The organism is Serratia sp. SM04 (genome assembly GCF_040280225.1).
Classification (GTDB): domain Bacteria; phylum Pseudomonadota; class Gammaproteobacteria; order Enterobacterales; family Enterobacteriaceae; genus Serratia; species Serratia sarumanii.
The window spans coordinates 674279-692802 of the sequence record NZ_JBEOQT010000022.1; the positions used below are offsets into that span (position 1 = coordinate 674279).

Sequence of the window (18524 nt, forward strand, 5' to 3'; positions counted from 1 at the left end):
TGCCGAGTGGATGGCGTTGGCGTCTCCTTCACCGACGGCTGCGCCGCAAGCGCCTTTATTGTCCTTGCCGGGGATCGGTAACCCGTCCGTTTCTGGTGAATAAGCTTTTCAGCCCACTCTTCTGCCGCAACACATTAAAACAGCCTCGAATCATGCTCCTCTTTGCCAGGTAAAACACGGCGGCAGACGGCGTTTTAACAGGATTTTAACGCTGCCGAGGGGAAACGCCATTGTCAACATGGCTGTTAAATAAAATGAAACTTTTTGATCACATTCAAGCTTCTGAAAAATAGATAAAAAGGGTTTTTATGCGCTTTACATGCATAAATTATGCATGTGCTCGCTCACTGCCGACAAAAAGTAATTAACTATTCATTTATCGCCCTGCAGGCGGCGAAAAACCGCCCGCTGGCCCGATGAGCGGGGGGCTAACAACCGGCATAATTAGTGGTAAATTTAGCGTCGCAAAGTGTTATGCGCTTGCTAATCCACGGTTAAACGAAATAAATACCTCTAATATATAAAGGTTGGTTATGGAAAAGCTATCCTACGCTTCAGACAGCAGCACCACCGCTTGGGCTACATATCTGCAACAAATCGATCGCGTCGCCCCTTACCTCGGCGAGCTGTCACGCTGGGTTGATACGCTGCGTCACCCTAAGCGCGCTTTGATTGTCGATATCCCGCTGCAGATGGACGATGGCACCATCCGTCACTTCGAAGGTTTCCGCGTACAGCACAACCTGTCGCGTGGGCCGGGCAAAGGCGGTATCCGCTTCCACCCTGACGTCGATCTGAACGAAGTGATGGCCCTGTCCGCCTGGATGACCATCAAGTGTGCCGCGGTCAACCTGCCGTACGGCGGCGCCAAGGGCGGCATCCGCGTCGACCCGTTCAAACTGTCTGAAGGCGAACTGGAGCGACTGACCCGCCGCTATACCAGCGAAATCGGCTTCATCATCGGGCCACAGAAAGACATCCCTGCGCCGGACGTCGGCACCAACGCCAAAGTGATGGCCTGGATGATGGACACCTACTCCATGAACCACGGCACCACCATCACCGGCGTGGTCACCGGCAAGCCAATCCACCTCGGCGGCTCCTTGGGCCGTGAGAAAGCGACCGGCCGCGGCGTGTTCGTCACCGGCAGTGAAGTGGCCAAGCGTCTGGGCGTGCAGATCGAAGGCGCCAAAGTGGCGGTGCAAGGCTTCGGTAACGTGGGCAGCGAAGCGGCTCGCCTGTTCGTTGGCGTCGGCGCGCGCGTCGTCACCATCCAGGACCACTCCGCCACCCTGTTTAACGCCGACGGCATCGACCTGGCCGCGCTGACCGAATACCAGGCCAAGCACAAGCAGATCGCCGGCTTCCCTGGCGCCAGCGAGATCGAAAGCGAAGCGTTCTGGTCGGTCGACATGGACATCCTGATCCCTGCGGCGCTGGAAGGCCAAATCACCCGTGAGCGTGCCGAAATCCTCAGCGCCAAACTGGTGCTGGAAGGCGCTAACGGCCCGACCTTCCCAGAGGCGGACGACATTCTGCGCTCCCGTAACATCACCGTGGTTCCGGACGTTATCTGTAACGCCGGCGGCGTAACGGTCAGTTACTTCGAGTGGGTGCAGGACATGGCGAGCTACTTCTGGAGCGAGTCCGAGATCAACGAGCGTATGGACAAGATCATGACCGACGCCATGGTCCACGTCTGGAACAAGGCCGCAGAGAAAGAGTGCAGCCTGCGCACCGCCGCTTATATCGTGGCCTGTGAGCGCATCCTGACCGCACGTAAAGAGCGCGGCATCTACCCAGGTTGATGCCCGTATCCCGGCCTGCCCGCCCCGGCAGGCCGGGTTTTCCTCAGCGCAAACAGCGCTTCAACACCTTACCGGTGCTGGTCATCGGCAAACGCTCGACGAACTCGACGATGCGCGGATACTTGTACGCCGCCAGCCGTTCCCGGCTCCAGGCGATCAGCGTTTCTTCCTCGATCGGCTCCTCCGTCTCTTTCAACACCACCACCGCTTTGATCTCTTCGCCCAGCGACGGATGTTCGACGCCGATCACCGCCACCAACGACACCGCCGGGTGGCGAATCAGCGCCTCTTCAATCTCGCGCGGGTAGACGTTGAACCCGCCGCGAATGATCATGTCCTTGGCCCGATCGACGATGAAATAGAAGCCGTCGGCGTCGCGGCGCGCCAGATCGCCGGTGCGGAACCAGCCGTTTTCCAGCACCTCCGCCGTCGCCTCGGGGCGATTCAGATAGCCTTTCATGATGTTGTAGCCGCGTACCGCGATCTCCCCCACCTGATCGACAGCGTCGACCGGCTGCCCGGTGGCGTCGAGCAGGCGCACCTCCACGCCCCAGATCGGCTGGCCGATGGAGCCGGGCTTGGTCAGGCGGTGAGGATGGTTAAAGGTGGCGACCGGGCTGGTCTCAGACAGCCCGTACCCTTCGAGAATGTTGACGCCGAAGCGGCGCGAAAAATCCTCCAGGATCTGCACCGGCAGGCTGGCGCCGCCGGACACCGCCATACGCAGCGTGCTGCGCAAGCTTTCGATATCCGTGTGTTCATCCAGCGCATTCAACAGCGCCCAATACATGGTCGGCACCCCGGCGAAAAAGGTGATGCCGTGCCGTTGCATCAGCGCGATGGCCTGCGCGGCGTCGAAGCGCTCGACCAGCACCAGAGTGGCGGCGGCGGCGAACCCGGCGTTCATCTGCACCGTCGAGCCGAAAGTATGAAACAGTGGCAAGGTGACCAGGTGACGATCGGGGGCCGTCTCCGAACCGTCGAACAGCCGCACCGATCCCAAGGCGTTAAGCACCAGATTGGCGTGGGTCAACTCCGCCCCTTTGGCGCGGCCGGTGGTGCCGCTGGTATACAGCACCACCGCGGTGTCGCTTTCGAGCGTCGCGGCCGAAGCGAATTCGGTAGCCTGTGCGGCTATCGCCGCGCTGAAACGTTCCCCCTCGAGCGGCAACCGATCGCCGATGATAAACACCTCACGGCACTGCTCCGCCTTTGCCGCCGCCCGCAGCGCTTCCTCCCCCAGCGGCAGGCCGCTGCTGCCCTCGAAACAAAACAGCGCCACCGCCGCCGAATCCGCCAGGTAATAGTCGAACTCCGCGCTCTTAAGCAGAATATTGAGCGGCACCACCACCGCGCCGCTTTTGAGAATGCCGTAATAGACAGCCGGAAACTCCGGCCGGTTCGGGCAGGCCAGCGCCACCCGTTCACCGCGCCGCACGCCGCGCGCGACCAACAGATTCGCCACCCGGTTGGCCATCTCGTTCAGCGCCCGATAGCTGAGCGGTACATCGTCCTGTATCACCGCCGGCCGTTCCGGCCAGGTGCGCGCACTCTCTTCAAGCAAGGTAGCCAGATTCAGCATCGGGGATCCTCCCTGGGGTTGAGCGGCGAGAAAAGCGCCGCAGTATCACGAGTATAGATAGGCGCTTCGCGGTTCGCATTCCCAGGGCCGCTGGGCTATACCTTAGGCAATCCCCATCCCGCAGGAGTTGTGATCATGAGCAAGAAAAAGATCCTGATGCTGGTCGGTGACTATGCCGAAGATTACGAAACCATGGTGCCGTTTCAGGCGTTGCAGATGATCGGCCATTGGGTGGACGCCGTGTGCCCCGGCAAAGCCGTCGGCGACTACATCATGACCGCGATCCACGATTTTGACGGCGCGCAAACCTACAGCGAGAAACCCGGCCACCGTTTCACCCTGAACGCCGACTTCGCCACCGCCAAAGAAGAGCACTACGATGCGCTCTTGATCCCCGGCGGCCGGGCGCCGGAATACCTGCGCCTGAATCCCGACGTGATCGCGCTGGTGCAGGCGTTTGACGCCGCGAAAAAGCCGATCGCCGCCGTTTGCCACGGCCCGCAGCTGCTGGCGGCGGCCGGGGTGTTGCAAGGCCGCACCTGCAGCGCCTACCCGGCCTGCGCGCCGGAAGTGCGGCTGGGCGGCGGCCATTATGCGGAGATCGGCATCGATCAGGCGCACGTTGACGGCAATCTGGTCACCGCCCCGGCCTGGCCGGCGCATCCGCAGTGGCTGGCGAAGTTCGTCGAGGTGCTGCAGAAATAGCCGTTCAGGGGATCGCACCAGATAGCGACGACGCGGCATCCCCTTTGCAATAAACCAAAAATCGCTTGACCTTCCCAACGTTGGAAGTCGGATAACGCGGGATGAACTGCTTCCACGCAGTGAATTCCACTGTCGACTTCGGTAGGAAAGGTCAAATGATGAAAGCCAAAACCATAATCCTGATCGCAGCGGCGATAAACGGCGCTTTCGCCGTTGCCGGCTGCAAAGAAAACCCGTCTTCGGCGACACCTGCGCCGCCTCCCCGTGTTCCTGTGGCTGATGTTTTAGTCCGCCCGATAACGCCCTTTGCCGAATTCACCGGTTCGCTGGCCGCGGTCAAGCACGTTGAGTTGCGGCCTCGGGTCGCCGGTTATGTGCTGGCGGTAAATGTGCCGGAAGGTCGCCTGATAGAAAAAGGCCACCCGCTCTTTCTCATCGATCCGCGGCCATTTCAAGCCGCGCTGAACGAGGCGACGGCGCGTTTGCAAGAAGCGGAAGCCGCCTCTACGCTAGCCCAGGCCGACTATGTGCGCGCTAAAACGTTGTTCAATAAAAACGTTATCGCCCGCGATCGGTTTGATTCGGCTACCGCCATGATGAAAGCGAGCAATGCGCAGGTCAACGCAGCGAAAGCGGCGCGGGAGGCGGCAAAGTTGGATCTGGAGTTCACCCGCGTCACCGCGCCGATTGCCGGACGCGTAGGCCAGACGCTCGTCACCGAAGGCAACTATGTCACCGGCGGCGTCACGCCGCTCACCACGCTGGTCTCGATCGATCCACTCCACGTCTATTTCGATGTGGATGAACGCACCTATTTGCAATCGTTGACCGCGTGGCGCAATAAAACGGCGCCACCTGACATTCGGGTATCGGTGGCGTTACTTGCAGACAAAACCTATTCCCGGCGCGGGCGCGTCGATTTCCAGTCCAATACCGCCGACCGCACGACGGGAACGGTGCGCCTGCGCGCGGTGATCGATAACCCGGATGGGCGACTGTCACCTGGGTTGTTCGCCAGAGTCAAGCTGGAAACCGGCGCGCCGCAGGCCAAGATCCTGATCGCCGACCAATCGATTGGCACCGATCAAAACCGGCGCTATGTCCTGGTCGTCGATGAGAATGACAAAACCGAATACCGCCCCGTTGAACTTGGCCCGGTCGTTGAAGGACTGCGCGTGATAGAGCACGGCCTGCGGCCGGGAGAACGCATCGTCGTGAAAGGGCTGGTGCGCCCCGGCATGTCAATCACGCCGCAGCCCGCCGAGATTGACGGCGCGCCTATCGAGCAATTGAACGCTGCGGGAGACGCGACATGACTTTCCCTCGTTTCTTCATTAAACGCCCGATCTTCGCCATCGTGCTCTCCATCTTGACGCTGATCGCCGGCACCGTGGCGTTATTCCAGTTGCCGCTCAGCGAATACCCTGCGGTTACGCCGCCTACCGTACAAGTGACGGCGTCTTATCCCGGCGCCAACCCGAAAGTGATCGCGGAAACGGTGGCCGCACCGCTTGAGCAAGCCATCACCGGCGTCGAAGGCATGCTTTACATGTCTTCACAGGCGGCGACCGACGGCCGAATGACGTTGACCGTCACCTTTGCCCAGGGAACAAATGCCGACATGGCGCAGATCCAGGTGCAAAATCGGGTAGCGCGCGCGTTACCCCGCTTGCCTGCAGAGGTACAGCACCAGGGCGTAGTGACGCAGAAAACCTCACCGGACATCCTGATGGTGGTGCATCTCCTGTCGCCTGACCAACGCTACGATCCGCTTTATATCTCAAATTACGCTTATCTGCAGGTTCGTGATGAACTGTCCCGCATTCCGGGCGTCAGCGATGTCCAGGTCTGGGGAGCCGGCGAATACAGCATGCGGCTCTGGCTGGATCCGGATCTGATCGCCGCGCGCGGGCTAACCGCCGGCGATGTGATCGCTGCGGTGCGCGAGCAAAACGTTCAGGTGGCGGCCGGTTCCGTCGGTCAGGCGCCCGATTCCAATGCCGCATTTCAGGTTACGGTCAATACCCTCGGCCGTCTGGCCGATGAGAAACAGTTTGGCGATATCATCATCCGCACCGGCAGCGACGGCCGGGTGACCCGCTTGCGCGACGTCGCCCGTATAGAAATGGGCGCCGATGCGTATGCGCTGCGCAGCCTGCTCGACGGCGAGCCGGCCGTCGCGCTGCAAATCATTCAGAGCCCGGGCGCCAACGCGCTGGACGTCGCTCAGGCGGTCAGAGCGACCGTCAAGCGCCTGGAGGGCAACTTTCCTGCCGGACTCAGTTCACGGATCGCCTACGATCCCACGGTTTTCGTGCGGGCATCGCTCGAGTCGGTTGTGACGACCCTGCTGGAAGCGATCCTGCTGGTGGTGATCGTGGTAGTGGTGTTCCTGCGCAGCTGGCGAGCCTCGCTGATTCCGCTGCTCGCGGTGCCGGTTTCGCTGGTCGGCACGTTCGCCATCATGTACTTGATGGGCTTCTCTCTCAATACGCTGTCCCTGTTCGGTTTGGTATTGTCTATCGGCATCGTCGTCGATGACGCGATCGTGGTGGTGGAAAACGTCGAACGACACATCGAAAACGGCAAAACGCCGCAGCAAGCCGCGCGACTCGCCATGGATGAAGTCACCGGGCCGATCGTCGCCATCACCTCGGTGCTGGCCGCGGTTTTCGTTCCAACAGCGTTCCTGAGCGGTTTACAGGGCGAGTTTTACCGGCAGTTCGCGCTGACCATCGCCATTTCAACCCTGCTGTCGGCGCTCAATTCGCTTACGCTCAGCCCGGCGCTGGCGGGCATGTTGCTGCGGCCTCATCCGGCGAAACCTCGCGCTCCCGGCCGCATTGGGCGCGTCTTGCAAGCCGCTGTCCGGCCTTTCCAACGCGCGCCGGACGCGTATGCCAATGCCGTGCGTAAAACGGTGCGCGTCCGCGGGATGGCGCTGGCTATTTACGGCGGGCTGCTCGTTCTGACGTTTTTCAGCTTCCAGGCCGTTCCGCCGGGCTTCGTGCCCATGCAGGATAAGTACTATCTGGTCGGCATCGCCCAACTGCCCAATTCGGCCTCGCTGGATCGCACCGATGCGGTCGTTAAACAGATGTCGAAGATCGCGCTGGCGGAACCCGGGGTGGAAAGCGTCGTGGCCTTTCCGGGGCTGTCGATTAACGGCTTCGTCAATGTGCCGAACGCCGCCGTGATGTTCGTCATGCTCGATCCGTTTAAAGATCGCGCCACGCCCGATCTGGCCGCCTCCGCCATAGCCGGTCGGCTGCAGGCGAAATTCGCCGACATTCCCGATGGTTTCCTCGGCGTATTTCCGCCACCGCCCGTTCCCGGTCTCGGCGCTACCGGCGGATTCAAGATGCAGGTGGAGGATCGCAGCGGCGCGGGGCTTGAGTCCCTGGTTGAGCACACGCGGATCCTGATGATGAAAGCCACCGAATCGGGCCAGGTCGCCGGTCTGATGACCAGTCTGGATATCAACGCGCCGCAGCTCGATGTGGTTATCGACCGCACTCAGGCGCAAAGTCAGGGCGTCAGCCTGGCGGATGTGTTCGAGTCGCTGCAAATCTACCTCGGCTCGCTTTACATCAACGATTTCAACCGATTCGGCCGCACCTACAAAGTCACCGCTCAGGCCGATGCCGCCCATCGCATGCAGGCCGAAGCTATCGGCCGGCTGCAGGTGCGCAACGCGGCCGGCGACATGCTGCCGCTGTCTTCCTTTGTCACCGTTACGCCCGGCTCCGGCCCGGATCGCATCATTCGTTACAACGGCTATCCATCGGCTGATATCTCGGGCGGTGCGGCGATGGGCGTCAGTTCCGGTCAGGCGGCCGCATTGATGGAGCGCCTGGCGAAAGAGACGCTGCCGGAAGGCATGACCGTCGAATGGACCGATCTCACCTATCAGCAAAAGCTCGCGGGCGACGCGGCGCTGTTCATTTTTCCGCTGTGCGTGCTGCTCGCCTATCTCATTCTGGCCACGCAATACAACAGCTGGCTACTGCCTTTGGCCGTGCTGCTGATCGTGCCGATGTGTCTGTTGAGCGCCATGATTGGCGTCTGGCTGCTGGGCGGCGACAACAACGTTTTCGTGCAAATAGGCCTCATTGTGCTGGTCGGCCTGGCCGCCAAAAACGCCATTCTGATCGTCGAGTTCGCCCGCAGCCTGGAGGATGAAGGCGTCAACGCGCTCGAGGCGGTGATTAAGGCCTGCCGGCTGCGATTAAGACCGATAGTGATGACTTCAATCGCGTTTATCGCCGGCGTCATTCCATTGATCTTCGCCAGCGGTGCGGGGGCGGAAATGCGCCATGCCATGGGGGTGGCGGTCTTCGCCGGCATGCTGGGCGTGACCTTGTTCGGCCTGTTCCTGACGCCGGTCTTTTATGTCGTGATTCGCGGCCTGGCGACCCGATTCGAGCAATATCGTGCCAAAGCCAAAGCCAGCCGTAAGGAGCGAGTCTGATGAAAAATCTTCGTAGAACCTTGTTATTGCCGCTGAGCGCGCTCGCCTTGCTAACCGGATGTGCGGCGGTGGGCCCCGATTACTCGCCGCCCGTCGCCCGTCACCCTGCCGGCTTCGGCCAACCACCGGCGGGGCTGAGTGCCGGAAATGTCGAACTCGCCTGGTGGCGCCTCTTTGACGATCCTGCTCTCTCGGATTTGGTTCAGCGAGCGTTGGCGGCGAACCATGATGTCGGCATCGCCGTCGCCCGAGTAGACGAAGCCAAAGCCCTGTTGCGTGAACAACGGCAGGATTTCCTGCCGCGCGCCGGTGCCGCGCTGAGTTATGAGACGCGTCGACTGGGTGAAGCGGAGAAGCTGGCCGCCCAGCCACGCCATACGCAAACCTATCGCGGTGCGATTGATTCGACATGGGAAATCGATCTCTTCGGGCACGTTCGGCGCTCGATTGAGGCCGCTCAGGCGCTGGCGGGAAGCCGCGAAGCGTTGCTGCGTGGCGTTCAGGCGGGCGTCGCTGCGGAAGTGGCCGCCACCTGGCTAGAACTGCGAGGTTTAGACGCCGAACTTAAGATGGTCGCCGAAATTAGCCACAGCCAGCGTGAAAGTTTGGTGCTGGTAAAAAAACAAATGAGCGCCGGCGCCGCCAGCGAATTCGACCGATTGCGCGCCGAGGCGCTATTGCGCAACGTCGAAGCGGCGACGCCAGAGCTGGAACGCCGCCGAGCCGCCGCCGTCAACGCATTGGCGACGCTGCTTGGCGAAATGCCCCAGACATTCCGCCCCCCTTCCGCCGAATGGGGAAGCCAGCCGCCAGTGCTGCGGACGATCGCCGTGGGCACGCCCGGCGCCCTGCTCGCCCGGCGCGCCGACATTGTGGCGGCTGAACGGGAACTTGCGGCAGCCACCGCCATGATTGGCGTGGAAACGGCGGCGCTCTACCCGCGCATCGAAGCGCGAGGTTCGATCGGGCTGGTCGCCGGCAACCTCGATGCGCTGACTGGCGCCGGTGCGTTCTCCGCTGTGATCAGCCCAGTGATTCGCTGGGCATTTCTCGATATCGGGCGCGTACGCGCCCGGATCGCCGCCAGCGAGGCGCGAACACAACAGGCACTGTTGATTTACGAGCGGACGGTGCTGAGCGCGCTGCGCGAAACGGACGATGCTTTCAAAACCTATGCTGAGGCGGTCAGCACGTTGGATCTGCGGTTACTTGAGGCGGCGGCGAATCGCGAAGCGGCCCGGCTCGCCCAGACGCGTTTTGCCGCGGGCGAAGGCATTTATCTGGAGGTGCTCGAGGCAGAACGGGCCGACTTCGCCAGCCGGCGCGCATTGACGCAGGCCGGCACGCGTCAGCGGCTTGCCGTGGTGGGCATCTACAAAGCGCTCGGCGGCGGCTGGGAGACGTGCGCGGCGGCAAAAAACGATTGCCGCGGCGCGACCGGTTCGTTCATGACGGCAAAAATCGGCGATGAACCTTGACCTTCCCCCGATGGGAAGCTCTAGCCTTGCTGATACCAGCCACTCCTTTAAGGGCACATAACATGAATTCATCCAATGCCAACTTCCCCCAGCCTTCGTCCGTGCGTCTGAGTCTGCCGGTTGAAGGCATGACCTGCGCCTCCTGCGTCGGTCGCGTCGAGCGGGCCTTGACGGCGGTTCCCGGCGTGCAGGCGGCAACGGTCAATCTCGCCACCGAACGCGCCGACATCACGTTTACCGGCCAGGCGAATCCGCAGGCGGCGGCCCGCGCCATCGAAGGCGCCGGCTATACCGTGCGAGAAGAAACCACTGAGCTGGCGATCGAAAATATGACCTGCGCCTCCTGTGTCGGGCGGGTGGAGAAAGCGTTGAGCCAGGTCGCCGGCGTTACCGAAGCCAATGTCAATCTGGCGACCGAACGCGCGCGGGTGCGCTATCTGGCCGGCAGCGTATCCCTGGAAGACCTCGCCGCTGCCGTCACCCGCGCCGGTTATACGCCTCGCCGCCTGACGGCGGATAGCCCCAGCGCGGACGACCAGGCCGCCGAACGGCGCGAAAATGAGTCACGCGCGTTGCGGCGCGCCCTGTTCGGCGCCGCCCTGTTCACCCTGCCGGTATTCCTGTTGGAAATGGGGTCGCACCTCATTCCCGCCATACATGAGTGGGTCATGGAGGGGTTGGGCGTGCAGACAAGCTGGTATATCCAGTTTGTCCTCACCACTTTGGTCTTATTTGGCCCCGGCCTGCGCTTCTTCCGCAAAGGCGTTCCTGCGCTGCTGCGCGGCGCCCCCGACATGAACTCGCTGGTTGCGGTCGGCACGGCGGCGGCCTACGGTTATTCGCTGGTCGCCACTTTCGCCCCCGGGGTGTTACCGCAGGGCACCGCCAACGTCTATTTCGAAGCCGCCGCCGTGATCGTCACGCTGATCCTGCTCGGACGCGTGCTGGAGGCGCGCGCCAAGGGGCGCACCTCACAGGCCATCAAACGGCTCGTCGGCCTTCAACCCAAGGTCGCACGCGTTGAACGGCATGGCGAAACGGTTGAAATCCCTCTCGAACAGGTGGTTGCCGGTGATGTGGTCTTCGTCCGGCCGGGGGAGAAAATCGCGGTGGATGGCGAAGTTCTGGAAGGCGCGTCTTATGTCGATGAAAGCATGATCACCGGTGAACCGGTGCCGGTCGAGAAAACCGTGGGGGCCGATGTGGTCGGCGGAACCATCAACAAAACCGGCGCGTTCAGTTTTCGGGCGACAAAAGTCGGCGCGAATACCGTCCTGGCGCAAATCATTCGATTGGTGGAGGAAGCGCAGGGTTCCAAACTGCCGATTCAGGCGTTGGTCGATAAGGTGACGATGTGGTTTGTTCCGGCCGTCATGGCGGCGGCGGTACTGACCTTTCTGGTTTGGTTGTTCTTCGGGCCGTCGCCCGCGCTGACCTTCGCGCTGGTGAATGCGGTCGCCGTGTTGATTATTGCCTGCCCTTGCGCCATGGGCCTGGCGACGCCAACCTCTATCATGGTCGGCACCGGGCGCGCCGCCGAGCTGGGCGTGCTGTTTCGCAAGGGCGAAGCGTTGCAGGCCCTGCGCGATGTAGGCGTTATCGCCCTCGACAAAACCGGCACGCTGACCAAAGGCCGCCCCGAGTTGACCGATCTGGTGCCCGCTGACGGTTTCGAATACCACGAAGTACTGGCCTTGGTCGCTGCGGTCGAGACACGGTCCGAACACCCCATCGCCGAAGCTATCGTCGCGGCGGCAAGAGAGCAGAATCTTACGCTCGCCGCTGTCGACAGTTTCGACGCCACACCCGGTTTCGGCGTAACGGCGCGCATCGGCCAACGCCGGATCTCCGTTGGCGCAGATCGCTTCATGACCAGGCTCGGGCTTGATGTGACACGTTTTCAGCCCGTCGCCGAGCGCCTCGGCGACCAGGGGAAAAGCCCGCTTTATGCCGCCATTGATGGCCGTTTGGCTGCGGTGATCGCGGTTGCCGATCCGATTAAGGAAACAACGCCGGAAGCTATCGCTGCGCTGCATGCGCTTGGGCTCAAGGTTGCGATGATCACCGGCGACAATGCCGCGACGGCGGCGGCGATCGCCCGGCAATTGGGGATTGACGAAGTCGCGGCCGAAGTGCTTCCCGAAGGCAAGGTGGCGGCGTTGAAATCCTTCCGCAACAGCGGCGCGAAAGTCGCCTTCGTCGGCGACGGCATCAACGATGCGCCGGCACTGGCGGAGGCGGACGTTGGGCTGGCTATCGGTACGGGCACCGATGTGGCGATAGAAGCGGCCGATGTGGTGCTGATGTCGGGCGACCTGCGCGGCGTAGCCAACGCCATTGCGCTCAGCCAGGCGACGATCCGCAACATCAAGCAGAACCTGTTTTGGGCCTTCGCCTATAACGCCGTCCTGATCCCAGTGGCAGCCGGCGCGCTTTATCCCCTGAACGGCACGCTGCTTTCGCCTATTTTCGCCGCGGCCGCGATGGCGCTTTCCAGCGTTTTCGTCCTTGGCAATGCACTGCGGCTCAAACGTTTCCAGGCGCCGATGGCCGTCGAGAGCCGCGCTGAAGCGGCGGCGGCAACCGCGCAACCCGGCGGAATATCGGCATCATCGTAACAGGAGGACAGGATGAACATCGGACAAGCAGCCCGGTTATCCGGCGTTTCGGCGAAGATGATTCGCTATTACGAGCAAATAGGCCTGATCCCGAGAGCGGCTCGCTCCGATGCGGGATACCGCCACTACGGCATGTCGGACGTGCATGGCCTGCGTTTTATCCGGCGCTCACGCGACCTGGGTTTTTCCGTTGAGCAGATATCTGCGTTGCTGATGCTGTGGCACGACCGCGAACGCGCCAGCGCCGATGTTAAAGCCGTAGCGCTATCCCATATCGCCGTGCTGAAAGCCAAGATTGCGCAACTGCAGACGATGGCGCAAACGCTGGAACGCCTTGCCGGCCATTGCCACGGCAATACTCGCCCCGACTGCCCTATTCTGGCGGGTTTAGCGCAACCGGTGGCGCTCATCGCGCCGCGCCAAACGCCGCATTTCGGAGTGATGCGCGAGCCGAAACCACGACGACCGCGTGAATCGTCATAAAAAGAGTTTGACCCTGTCACGCTGGCAAGCTTTACCGTTATCAAACACCGTAATCGACGAGGAGAGTAAAAATGATTCGTTTTCATATTCCAGCCATGACCTGCGGCGGCTGCGCCAGTTCCGTCACCCGGGCGTTGTTGAACGTTGACCCGCAGGCGCGCATTCAAACCGATCCGGCCAGGCGGGAAGTGCTCATCGAGAGTGCATTGCACAGCGATGCCTTCGGCGCCGCGCTGGACGAAGCCGGTTTTCCTCCGGCCGAGCCGGATTAAGCGGCGCGTCAGGCCTAGCGCAACTGTTCGATAAGAAAGTGGATATCGTACAGCCAGCGTTTGGCGCGCGCGGAACGCACCAGCATCGACACGCACAGCGGCCGGGGGTGTTCTTTGCAGGCGGAGGGGGAAAACCAGCGGCCGGTGTTGGTCGGCGGCTGGAAATACAGCTCGTGGTTATAGTTGCCGCTGTCGACGCCGAAGGTATCGAAGTAGCGGCGCATCAGCGTATTGGAATCGCTGAACGACAGGTTGAGCGCGGTGTTGATCTCGGTTTCCGGGGTGATGACCACGCCCTTCTTCAGCCGCCCTGCTGCGTTGAAGGCGGCGATAAGCGCGATGACCTGTTGCTGAATGTCTTCTGCCATGACGACCTCGAGCCGGTATGAATAAAAGAGGAATGCGGTTCTCTGTCTGACTCTGCCTGCCCCGGCGAGTTCTGGCCGCCGGCCGGGTTTTCCGTTTCTTTACACTTTCCATAAAAAAACCGCGCGCAGCCACACTCCCGGCGCGCGCGGTTGACGGTTAGCGGCTGAGCGTCGTCTTGTCGGCGATGACGCCGTCCCCCTGCCGCTCGGCGGCAACGCCGCCGCCCAACACTTTATACAGGGTGGCCTGATTGTCATACGCGGTCTGCTGCGCGGCGATCAGCGCCTGCTGCGCCGTGTACAGCGTGCGCTGCGCGTCCAGCAGCGTCAGGTAGCTGTCAACGCCCTGGCGGTAACGCAGCTCGGCCAGGCGATAATATTGCTGCGCCGCCGCCACATAGCCGGTCTGCGCCGCCAGCTGTTCCTGCAGCGTGGCCTTGCGCGCCAGCGCGTCGGCGGTTTCCTGAAATGCCGTCTGCACCGCTTTCTCATAGGTGGCGACATACAGGTCTTTCTGCGCCTGGGTGTAGTTCAACTGAGCCGTGTTATAGCCGCCGCTGAAGATCGGCAGGCTGATGCTCGGTGCGAACGACCAGACGCCCGCGCCGTGGCTGAACAACGAGGAGAGTTCACCGCTGCCCACCCCGCCGCTGGCGGTCAGGCTGATCGACGGGAAGAACGCCGCCCGCGCCGAGCCGATATTGGCGTTGGCGGATTTCAGGTTATGCTCGGCCTGCAGCACGTCCGGCCGCTTCAGCAACACTTGCGAAGAGACGCCGGCCGGCAGATCGCGCATGATCCCGCCGAGCGCCTCGATGCCGCTCGGCAGCAGGCTTTCCGGCACGCTTTGCCCCACCGCCAAATCCAGCGCGTTTTTCGCCTGCGCGGCGCTGGTAGCGTAGCTGGCGGCGTCCGATCGCGCCTGCTGATAGACGGTTTCCGCCGACGCCACGTCAACCAGCGACGCAATCCCGTGCTGTTGATTGTTGCGCGTGACGTCCAGCGACCGTTTGGCGCTCGCCATCGTCTGCTGCGCCACCGCCAGATTGCTGCGCTCGGCCGCCACCGCCACCCAGTCGGTGACGATATCGGCGATCAGCGTCAGGCGGGTGCTTTTCGCCGCCTCCGAGTTCGCCAGATAGGTTTCGAACGCCGCGCGCGACAGGCTGGCGTTTTTGCCGAACAGATCCAACTCGAATGCGCTGACGCCGGCCGCGGCTTCGTAGCTTTGGCTCAGCGCGGTGGCGTTGCCGCTGCCGGTCAGCGCTCGCCCGCGGCTGCCGTCGGCGGTGGCATTGATTGTCGGGAACAGCGCCGAGCGCTGCTCGCCGTACAGGGCGCGCGCCGACGCGATATTGGCGATCGCCTCGCGCAGATCGCGGCTGCTGTTCAGCCCCAGCGCCACCACCTGGCGCAGCCGGGCGTCCTGGACATAGTCGCGCCAGGCGACGTCCGGGTAGCTCAGCGCCCGGTTGCCGCCGGCCTCGCCCTGCGGCAGGTTGGCGGGCACCAGCGCCGCCGGGCGCTGGTAGTGCGGATCCAGCGACAGACAGCCGGTCAGCAGCAGCGGTAAAGTTAACATCATGACTCGTTGCAACACGTTATTCTCCTGCCTGTGACGGCGGGTTGGCGGGCCGACGGGTAAACATGCGGCGCACCAACACATAAAACAGCGGGACGAAAAAGATCGCCAATGCGGTGGCGGTGATGGTGCCGCCGATGATGCCGGTACCGATGGCGATGCGGCTGTTGGCGCCGGCGCCGCTGGATACCGCCAGCGGCAGCACCCCGGCGGTAAACGCCAGCGAGGTCATCAGGATCGGCCGCAGGCGCATGCGCGCCGCGTGGACCGCCGCGCCAATCAGCGTTTCGCCCCGCTGGTGCATCTCCTCGGCGAACTCGACGATCAAAATGGCGTTCTTCGCCGACAGGCCGATGATGGTGAGCAGCGCCACCTGGAAGTAGATGTCGTTTTCCAGCCCGCGCAGGGTGATCGCCAGCAGCGATCCCACCACGCCCATCGGCACCACCAACATCACCGCGAACGGAATCGACCAGCTCTCATACAGCGCCGCCAGGCACAGGAACACCACGATCAGCGAAATGGCGTACAGCGACGACGCCTGGCCGCTGGTCAGCCGCTCCTGATAGGACAGCCCGCTCCAGGAGTAGCTGCTGCCGGCGGAGAATGTTGCCGCCAACTTCTCCATCTCGCTCATCGCCGTACCGGAGCTGACGCCGGTGGCGCCCTGCCCGGTGATCTCGAACGACGACAGCCCGTTATAGCGCGACAGGTTTTCCGGCCCGTAGATCCAGTGCGAAGACGCGAAGGCGGAGAACGGCGTCATGCTGCTGGCGCCCGACGCGTTGGTGCCGCGCACAAACCAGCGGTCAAGATCTTCCGGCTTGGCGCGGTACTGCACATCGCCCTGCATATAGACTTTTTTCACCCGGTTGCGATCGATAAAGTCGTTGATGTAGGTGCTGCCGAACGCGCTGCTGAGGGTGCTGTTGACGTCGGCGGCGCTCAGGCCGAGCGCCTGCAGTTTGCCGTTGTCGATCTCCACCTGCAGCTGCGGGGTATCCGGCAAGGTGTTGGCGCGCACCGCCAGCAGCGATGGATTGCCGGCGGCCGCGGCAACGATCTGGTCGCGCATCGCCTGCAGCTCGGCGCGGGTGGTCGCCCCTTTGGCCTGCAGCTCGAAGGTGAAGCCGTCGGACTGGCCGAAACCGTCGATCGCCGGCGGGCTCATGGAGAAGACCTGGGCGTCGCGCAGCGTGGCGAAGTGCGCCATGGCGCGTTTGGCGATGGCGTCGGCGGTGTTCGCGCTGCCGCTGCGCTGGCTCCAGTCTTTGAGGCTGACGAACGCCATGCCGGCGTTTTGCCCGCTGCCGCTGAAACCGAAACCGTTAATGGTAAAAATGGTGCTGACGTTGGCCTTTTCCTGGTCGAGGAAATAGGCGGTCACCGCCTCGCTCACCGCCGAGGTGCGCGCGTTGGTGGCGCCGGCCGGCAAGGTGTACTGCACCATCACCGAGCCCTGATCCTCGTTGGGCAGAAAGCCGGTCGGCAAACGCAGATACATTACGGCGGCGGCGATCAACAGCAGGCCGTACAGCAGCAGATAGCGCGTTGGCCGGTGGATCACTGCGCCGACCTTGTCGGCGTACTTCGTCTGCAACCGGTCATAACCGCGGTTGAATTTGCCCAGCCAGCCTTTGTCAGTCTGCGCGTCGTGCGCCGGCTTCAGCAGCGTGGCGCACAAGGCCGGCGCCAGCGTCAACGCCAGCACCACCGACAACACCATCGAGGAGACGACGGTGATCGAAAACTGGCGGTAGATCACCCCGGTGGAGCCGCCGAAGAACGCCATCGGCAGAAACACCGCCGACAGCACCAGCGCAATGCCGACCAGCGCGCCGGTGATTTCGCGCATCGATTTCTCCGTCGCCTCGCGCGGCGGCAGCTTATCCTCGCGCATCACGCGTTCGACGTTTTCCACCACCACGATGGCGTCATCCACCAATAGCCCGATCGCCAACACCATGCCGAACAGCGTCAGGGTATTGATCGAATAGCCGAACGCCGCCAGCACGCCGAAGGTGCCCAGCAACACCACCGGCACGGTAATGGTCGGGATCAGCGTGGTGCGCAGGTTTTGCAGGAACACGAACATCACCACCACCACTAACGCCACCGCTTCAAACAGCGTTTTCACCACCTCTTCGATCGAGATGTTGATGAAGTCGGTGCTGTCTTTCGGGTAGGCCACCTTGTAGCCCTGCGGCATGGCGCTTTGGTACTCCGCCACCTTTGCCTTTACCAGCTTGGCGGTGCTCAGGGCGTTGGCGCCCGCCGCCAGCTTGACCGCGATCCCCGCCGCCGGGTGGCCGTTGAGGTGCGCGCTGGCGGAGTAGTCTTCGTTGCCCAGCTCAACCCGCGCCACGTCGCCCAGCCGCACCAGCGCCCCGCTGCTGTCGCTTTTCAGGATGATATTGCGAAACTGTTCCGGCGTTTGCAGCCGCGACTGCGCCTTTACCGTGGCGGTCAGCTGCTGATCGGCGGCGGCCGGCAGATCGCCGATCTTGCCGGCGGACACCTGGGTGTTTTGCGCTTCGATCGCCGTCTGCACGTCGGAAGGCATCAGCGCATAGCTCGCCAGCTTGGTCGGATCCAGCCAGATGCGCATCGCGTATTCCGAGCCGAACACCTGCACGTCCCCCACGCCCTCGATGCGCGACAGCGGATCCTGCAGGTTGCTGACCAGATAGTCGGAGATATCGGCCATCGTCGCCTTGTCGCTTTCGTCATACAGCCCGACGATCAGCAAGAAGCTGCTCTGGGATTTCTTGACCGTCACGCCCTGCGCGGTAACCGCGCTCGGCAAACGGCTTTCCGCCTGCTGCACCTTGTTTTGCACCTGCACCTGAGCGATATCCGGATCGGTGCCCTGATCAAAGGTGACGTTGATGCTGACCGAGCCGCTGGAGCTACTGGTCGAAGAGAAATACAGCAGGCCGTCCAGGCCGGTGAGCTGCTGCTCAATCACCTGCGTGACGCTGTTTTCCAGCGTTTCCGCGTCTGCGCCCGGGTAGGTGGCGGAGATGGAAATCTGCGGCGGTGAGACGTCCGGGTACTGCGAAACGGGCAACGAGTTGATCGACATCAGGCCGCACAGCATGATGATGATGGCGATCACCCAGGCGAATACCGGCCGCCGGATAAAGAACTGCGCCAT

12 protein-coding genes are annotated in these 18524 nt (G+C 62.5%); 8 read left to right on the forward strand and 4 right to left on the reverse strand.

Features of this window, described 5'->3' with window-relative positions; translation table 11 throughout:
* Window positions 1-533 precede the first annotated feature (533 nt).
* Window positions 534-1808 carry a Glu/Leu/Phe/Val dehydrogenase gene (locus tag ABTW55_RS23885; RefSeq protein WP_033653137.1) on the forward strand — a complete coding sequence of 425 codons (1275 nt, stop codon included), beginning with the start codon at window positions 534-536 and terminating at the stop codon, window positions 1806-1808.
* A 43-nt stretch (window positions 1809-1851) separates the two neighbouring features.
* Here the strand turns inward: ABTW55_RS23885 and ABTW55_RS23890 are convergent, their stop codons facing one another.
* The gene (locus ABTW55_RS23890) at window positions 1852-3390 is read right to left on the reverse strand and encodes a long-chain fatty acid--CoA ligase (RefSeq protein ID WP_060421102.1); all 1539 of its coding nucleotides are present in this window, start codon (window positions 3388-3390) and stop codon (window positions 1852-1854) included.
* 135 nt (window positions 3391-3525) lie between these two features.
* On the opposite strand from ABTW55_RS23890, the gene ABTW55_RS23895 reads away from it, so the two are divergent.
* From ABTW55_RS23895 to ABTW55_RS23925, 7 genes are all read left to right on the forward strand, one after another.
* Entirely contained in the window at window positions 3526-4095 is a 570-nt protein-coding gene (locus ABTW55_RS23895; RefSeq protein ID WP_033634573.1) for a DJ-1/PfpI family protein, read from the forward strand.
* Between the two features lie 155 nt (window positions 4096-4250).
* The gene (locus tag ABTW55_RS23900; protein WP_274611386.1) at window positions 4251-5411 is read left to right on the forward strand and encodes an efflux RND transporter periplasmic adaptor subunit; all 1161 of its coding nucleotides are present in this window, start codon (window positions 4251-4253) and stop codon (window positions 5409-5411) included.
* On the forward strand, window positions 5408-8566 hold the full coding sequence (locus ABTW55_RS23905) for an efflux RND transporter permease subunit (RefSeq protein ID WP_060431864.1): 3159 nt from the start codon (window positions 5408-5410) through the stop codon (window positions 8564-8566). The genes ABTW55_RS23900 and ABTW55_RS23905 overlap by 4 nt, the downstream gene beginning before the upstream one ends.
* Complete coding sequence (locus ABTW55_RS23910) at window positions 8566-10044, forward strand: efflux transporter outer membrane subunit (RefSeq protein ID WP_060421107.1); 1479 nt, start codon at window positions 8566-8568, stop codon at window positions 10042-10044. The genes ABTW55_RS23905 and ABTW55_RS23910 overlap by 1 nt, the downstream gene beginning before the upstream one ends.
* A gap of 62 nt (window positions 10045-10106) precedes the next feature.
* Complete coding sequence (locus ABTW55_RS23915) at window positions 10107-12662, forward strand: heavy metal translocating P-type ATPase (RefSeq protein ID WP_060425353.1); 2556 nt, start codon at window positions 10107-10109, stop codon at window positions 12660-12662.
* Between the two features lie 12 nt (window positions 12663-12674).
* Complete coding sequence (gene cueR / locus ABTW55_RS23920) at window positions 12675-13145, forward strand: Cu(I)-responsive transcriptional regulator (RefSeq protein ID WP_033653133.1); 471 nt, start codon at window positions 12675-12677, stop codon at window positions 13143-13145.
* A 74-nt stretch (window positions 13146-13219) separates the two neighbouring features.
* Window positions 13220-13417, forward strand: a complete 198-nt coding sequence (locus ABTW55_RS23925; protein WP_165790338.1) for a heavy-metal-associated domain-containing protein — start codon at window positions 13220-13222, stop codon at window positions 13415-13417.
* Window positions 13418-13431: 14 nt separating this feature from the next.
* Here ABTW55_RS23925 and ABTW55_RS23930 read toward each other — a convergent pair whose 3' ends face one another.
* The 3 genes from ABTW55_RS23930 to ABTW55_RS23940 all read right to left on the reverse strand — a co-directional run bounded on the left by ABTW55_RS23930 (window position 13432) and on the right by ABTW55_RS23940 (window position 18524).
* Window positions 13432-13785 (reverse strand): DUF1493 family protein, encoded by a 354-nt coding sequence (locus ABTW55_RS23930; RefSeq protein ID WP_060421114.1) that lies wholly within the window; start codon window positions 13783-13785, stop codon window positions 13432-13434.
* Between the two features lie 157 nt (window positions 13786-13942).
* Window positions 13943-15385, reverse strand: coding sequence for an efflux transporter outer membrane subunit (locus ABTW55_RS23935; protein WP_060421116.1), 1443 nt, complete (start codon window positions 15383-15385; stop codon window positions 13943-13945).
* 1 nt (window position 15386) lies between these two features.
* Complete coding sequence (locus ABTW55_RS23940; RefSeq protein ID WP_060421120.1) at window positions 15387-18524, reverse strand: efflux RND transporter permease subunit; 3138 nt, start codon at window positions 18522-18524, stop codon at window positions 15387-15389.

Coding starts and splice junctions, on each gene's coding strand:
- ABTW55_RS23915 (WP_060425353.1), top strand. CDS start 10,107: ATGAATTCATCCAATGCCAACTTCCCCCAGCCTTCGTCCGTGCGTCTG.
- ABTW55_RS23930 (WP_060421114.1), bottom strand. CDS start 13,785: ATGGCAGAAGACATTCAGCAACAGGTCATCGCGCTTATCGCCGCCTTC.
- ABTW55_RS23895 (WP_033634573.1), top strand. CDS start 3,526: ATGAGCAAGAAAAAGATCCTGATGCTGGTCGGTGACTATGCCGAAGAT.
- ABTW55_RS23905 (WP_060431864.1), top strand. CDS start 5,408: ATGACTTTCCCTCGTTTCTTCATTAAACGCCCGATCTTCGCCATCGTG.
- ABTW55_RS23890 (WP_060421102.1), bottom strand. CDS start 3,390: ATGCTGAATCTGGCTACCTTGCTTGAAGAGAGTGCGCGCACCTGGCCG.
- ABTW55_RS23900 (WP_274611386.1), top strand. CDS start 4,251: ATGATGAAAGCCAAAACCATAATCCTGATCGCAGCGGCGATAAACGGC.
- ABTW55_RS23885 (WP_033653137.1), top strand. CDS start 534: ATGGAAAAGCTATCCTACGCTTCAGACAGCAGCACCACCGCTTGGGCT.
- ABTW55_RS23910 (WP_060421107.1), top strand. CDS start 8,566: ATGAAAAATCTTCGTAGAACCTTGTTATTGCCGCTGAGCGCGCTCGCC.
- cueR (WP_033653133.1), top strand. CDS start 12,675: ATGAACATCGGACAAGCAGCCCGGTTATCCGGCGTTTCGGCGAAGATG.
- ABTW55_RS23940 (WP_060421120.1), bottom strand. CDS start 18,524: ATGGCGCAGTTCTTTATCCGGCGGCCGGTATTCGCCTGGGTGATCGCC.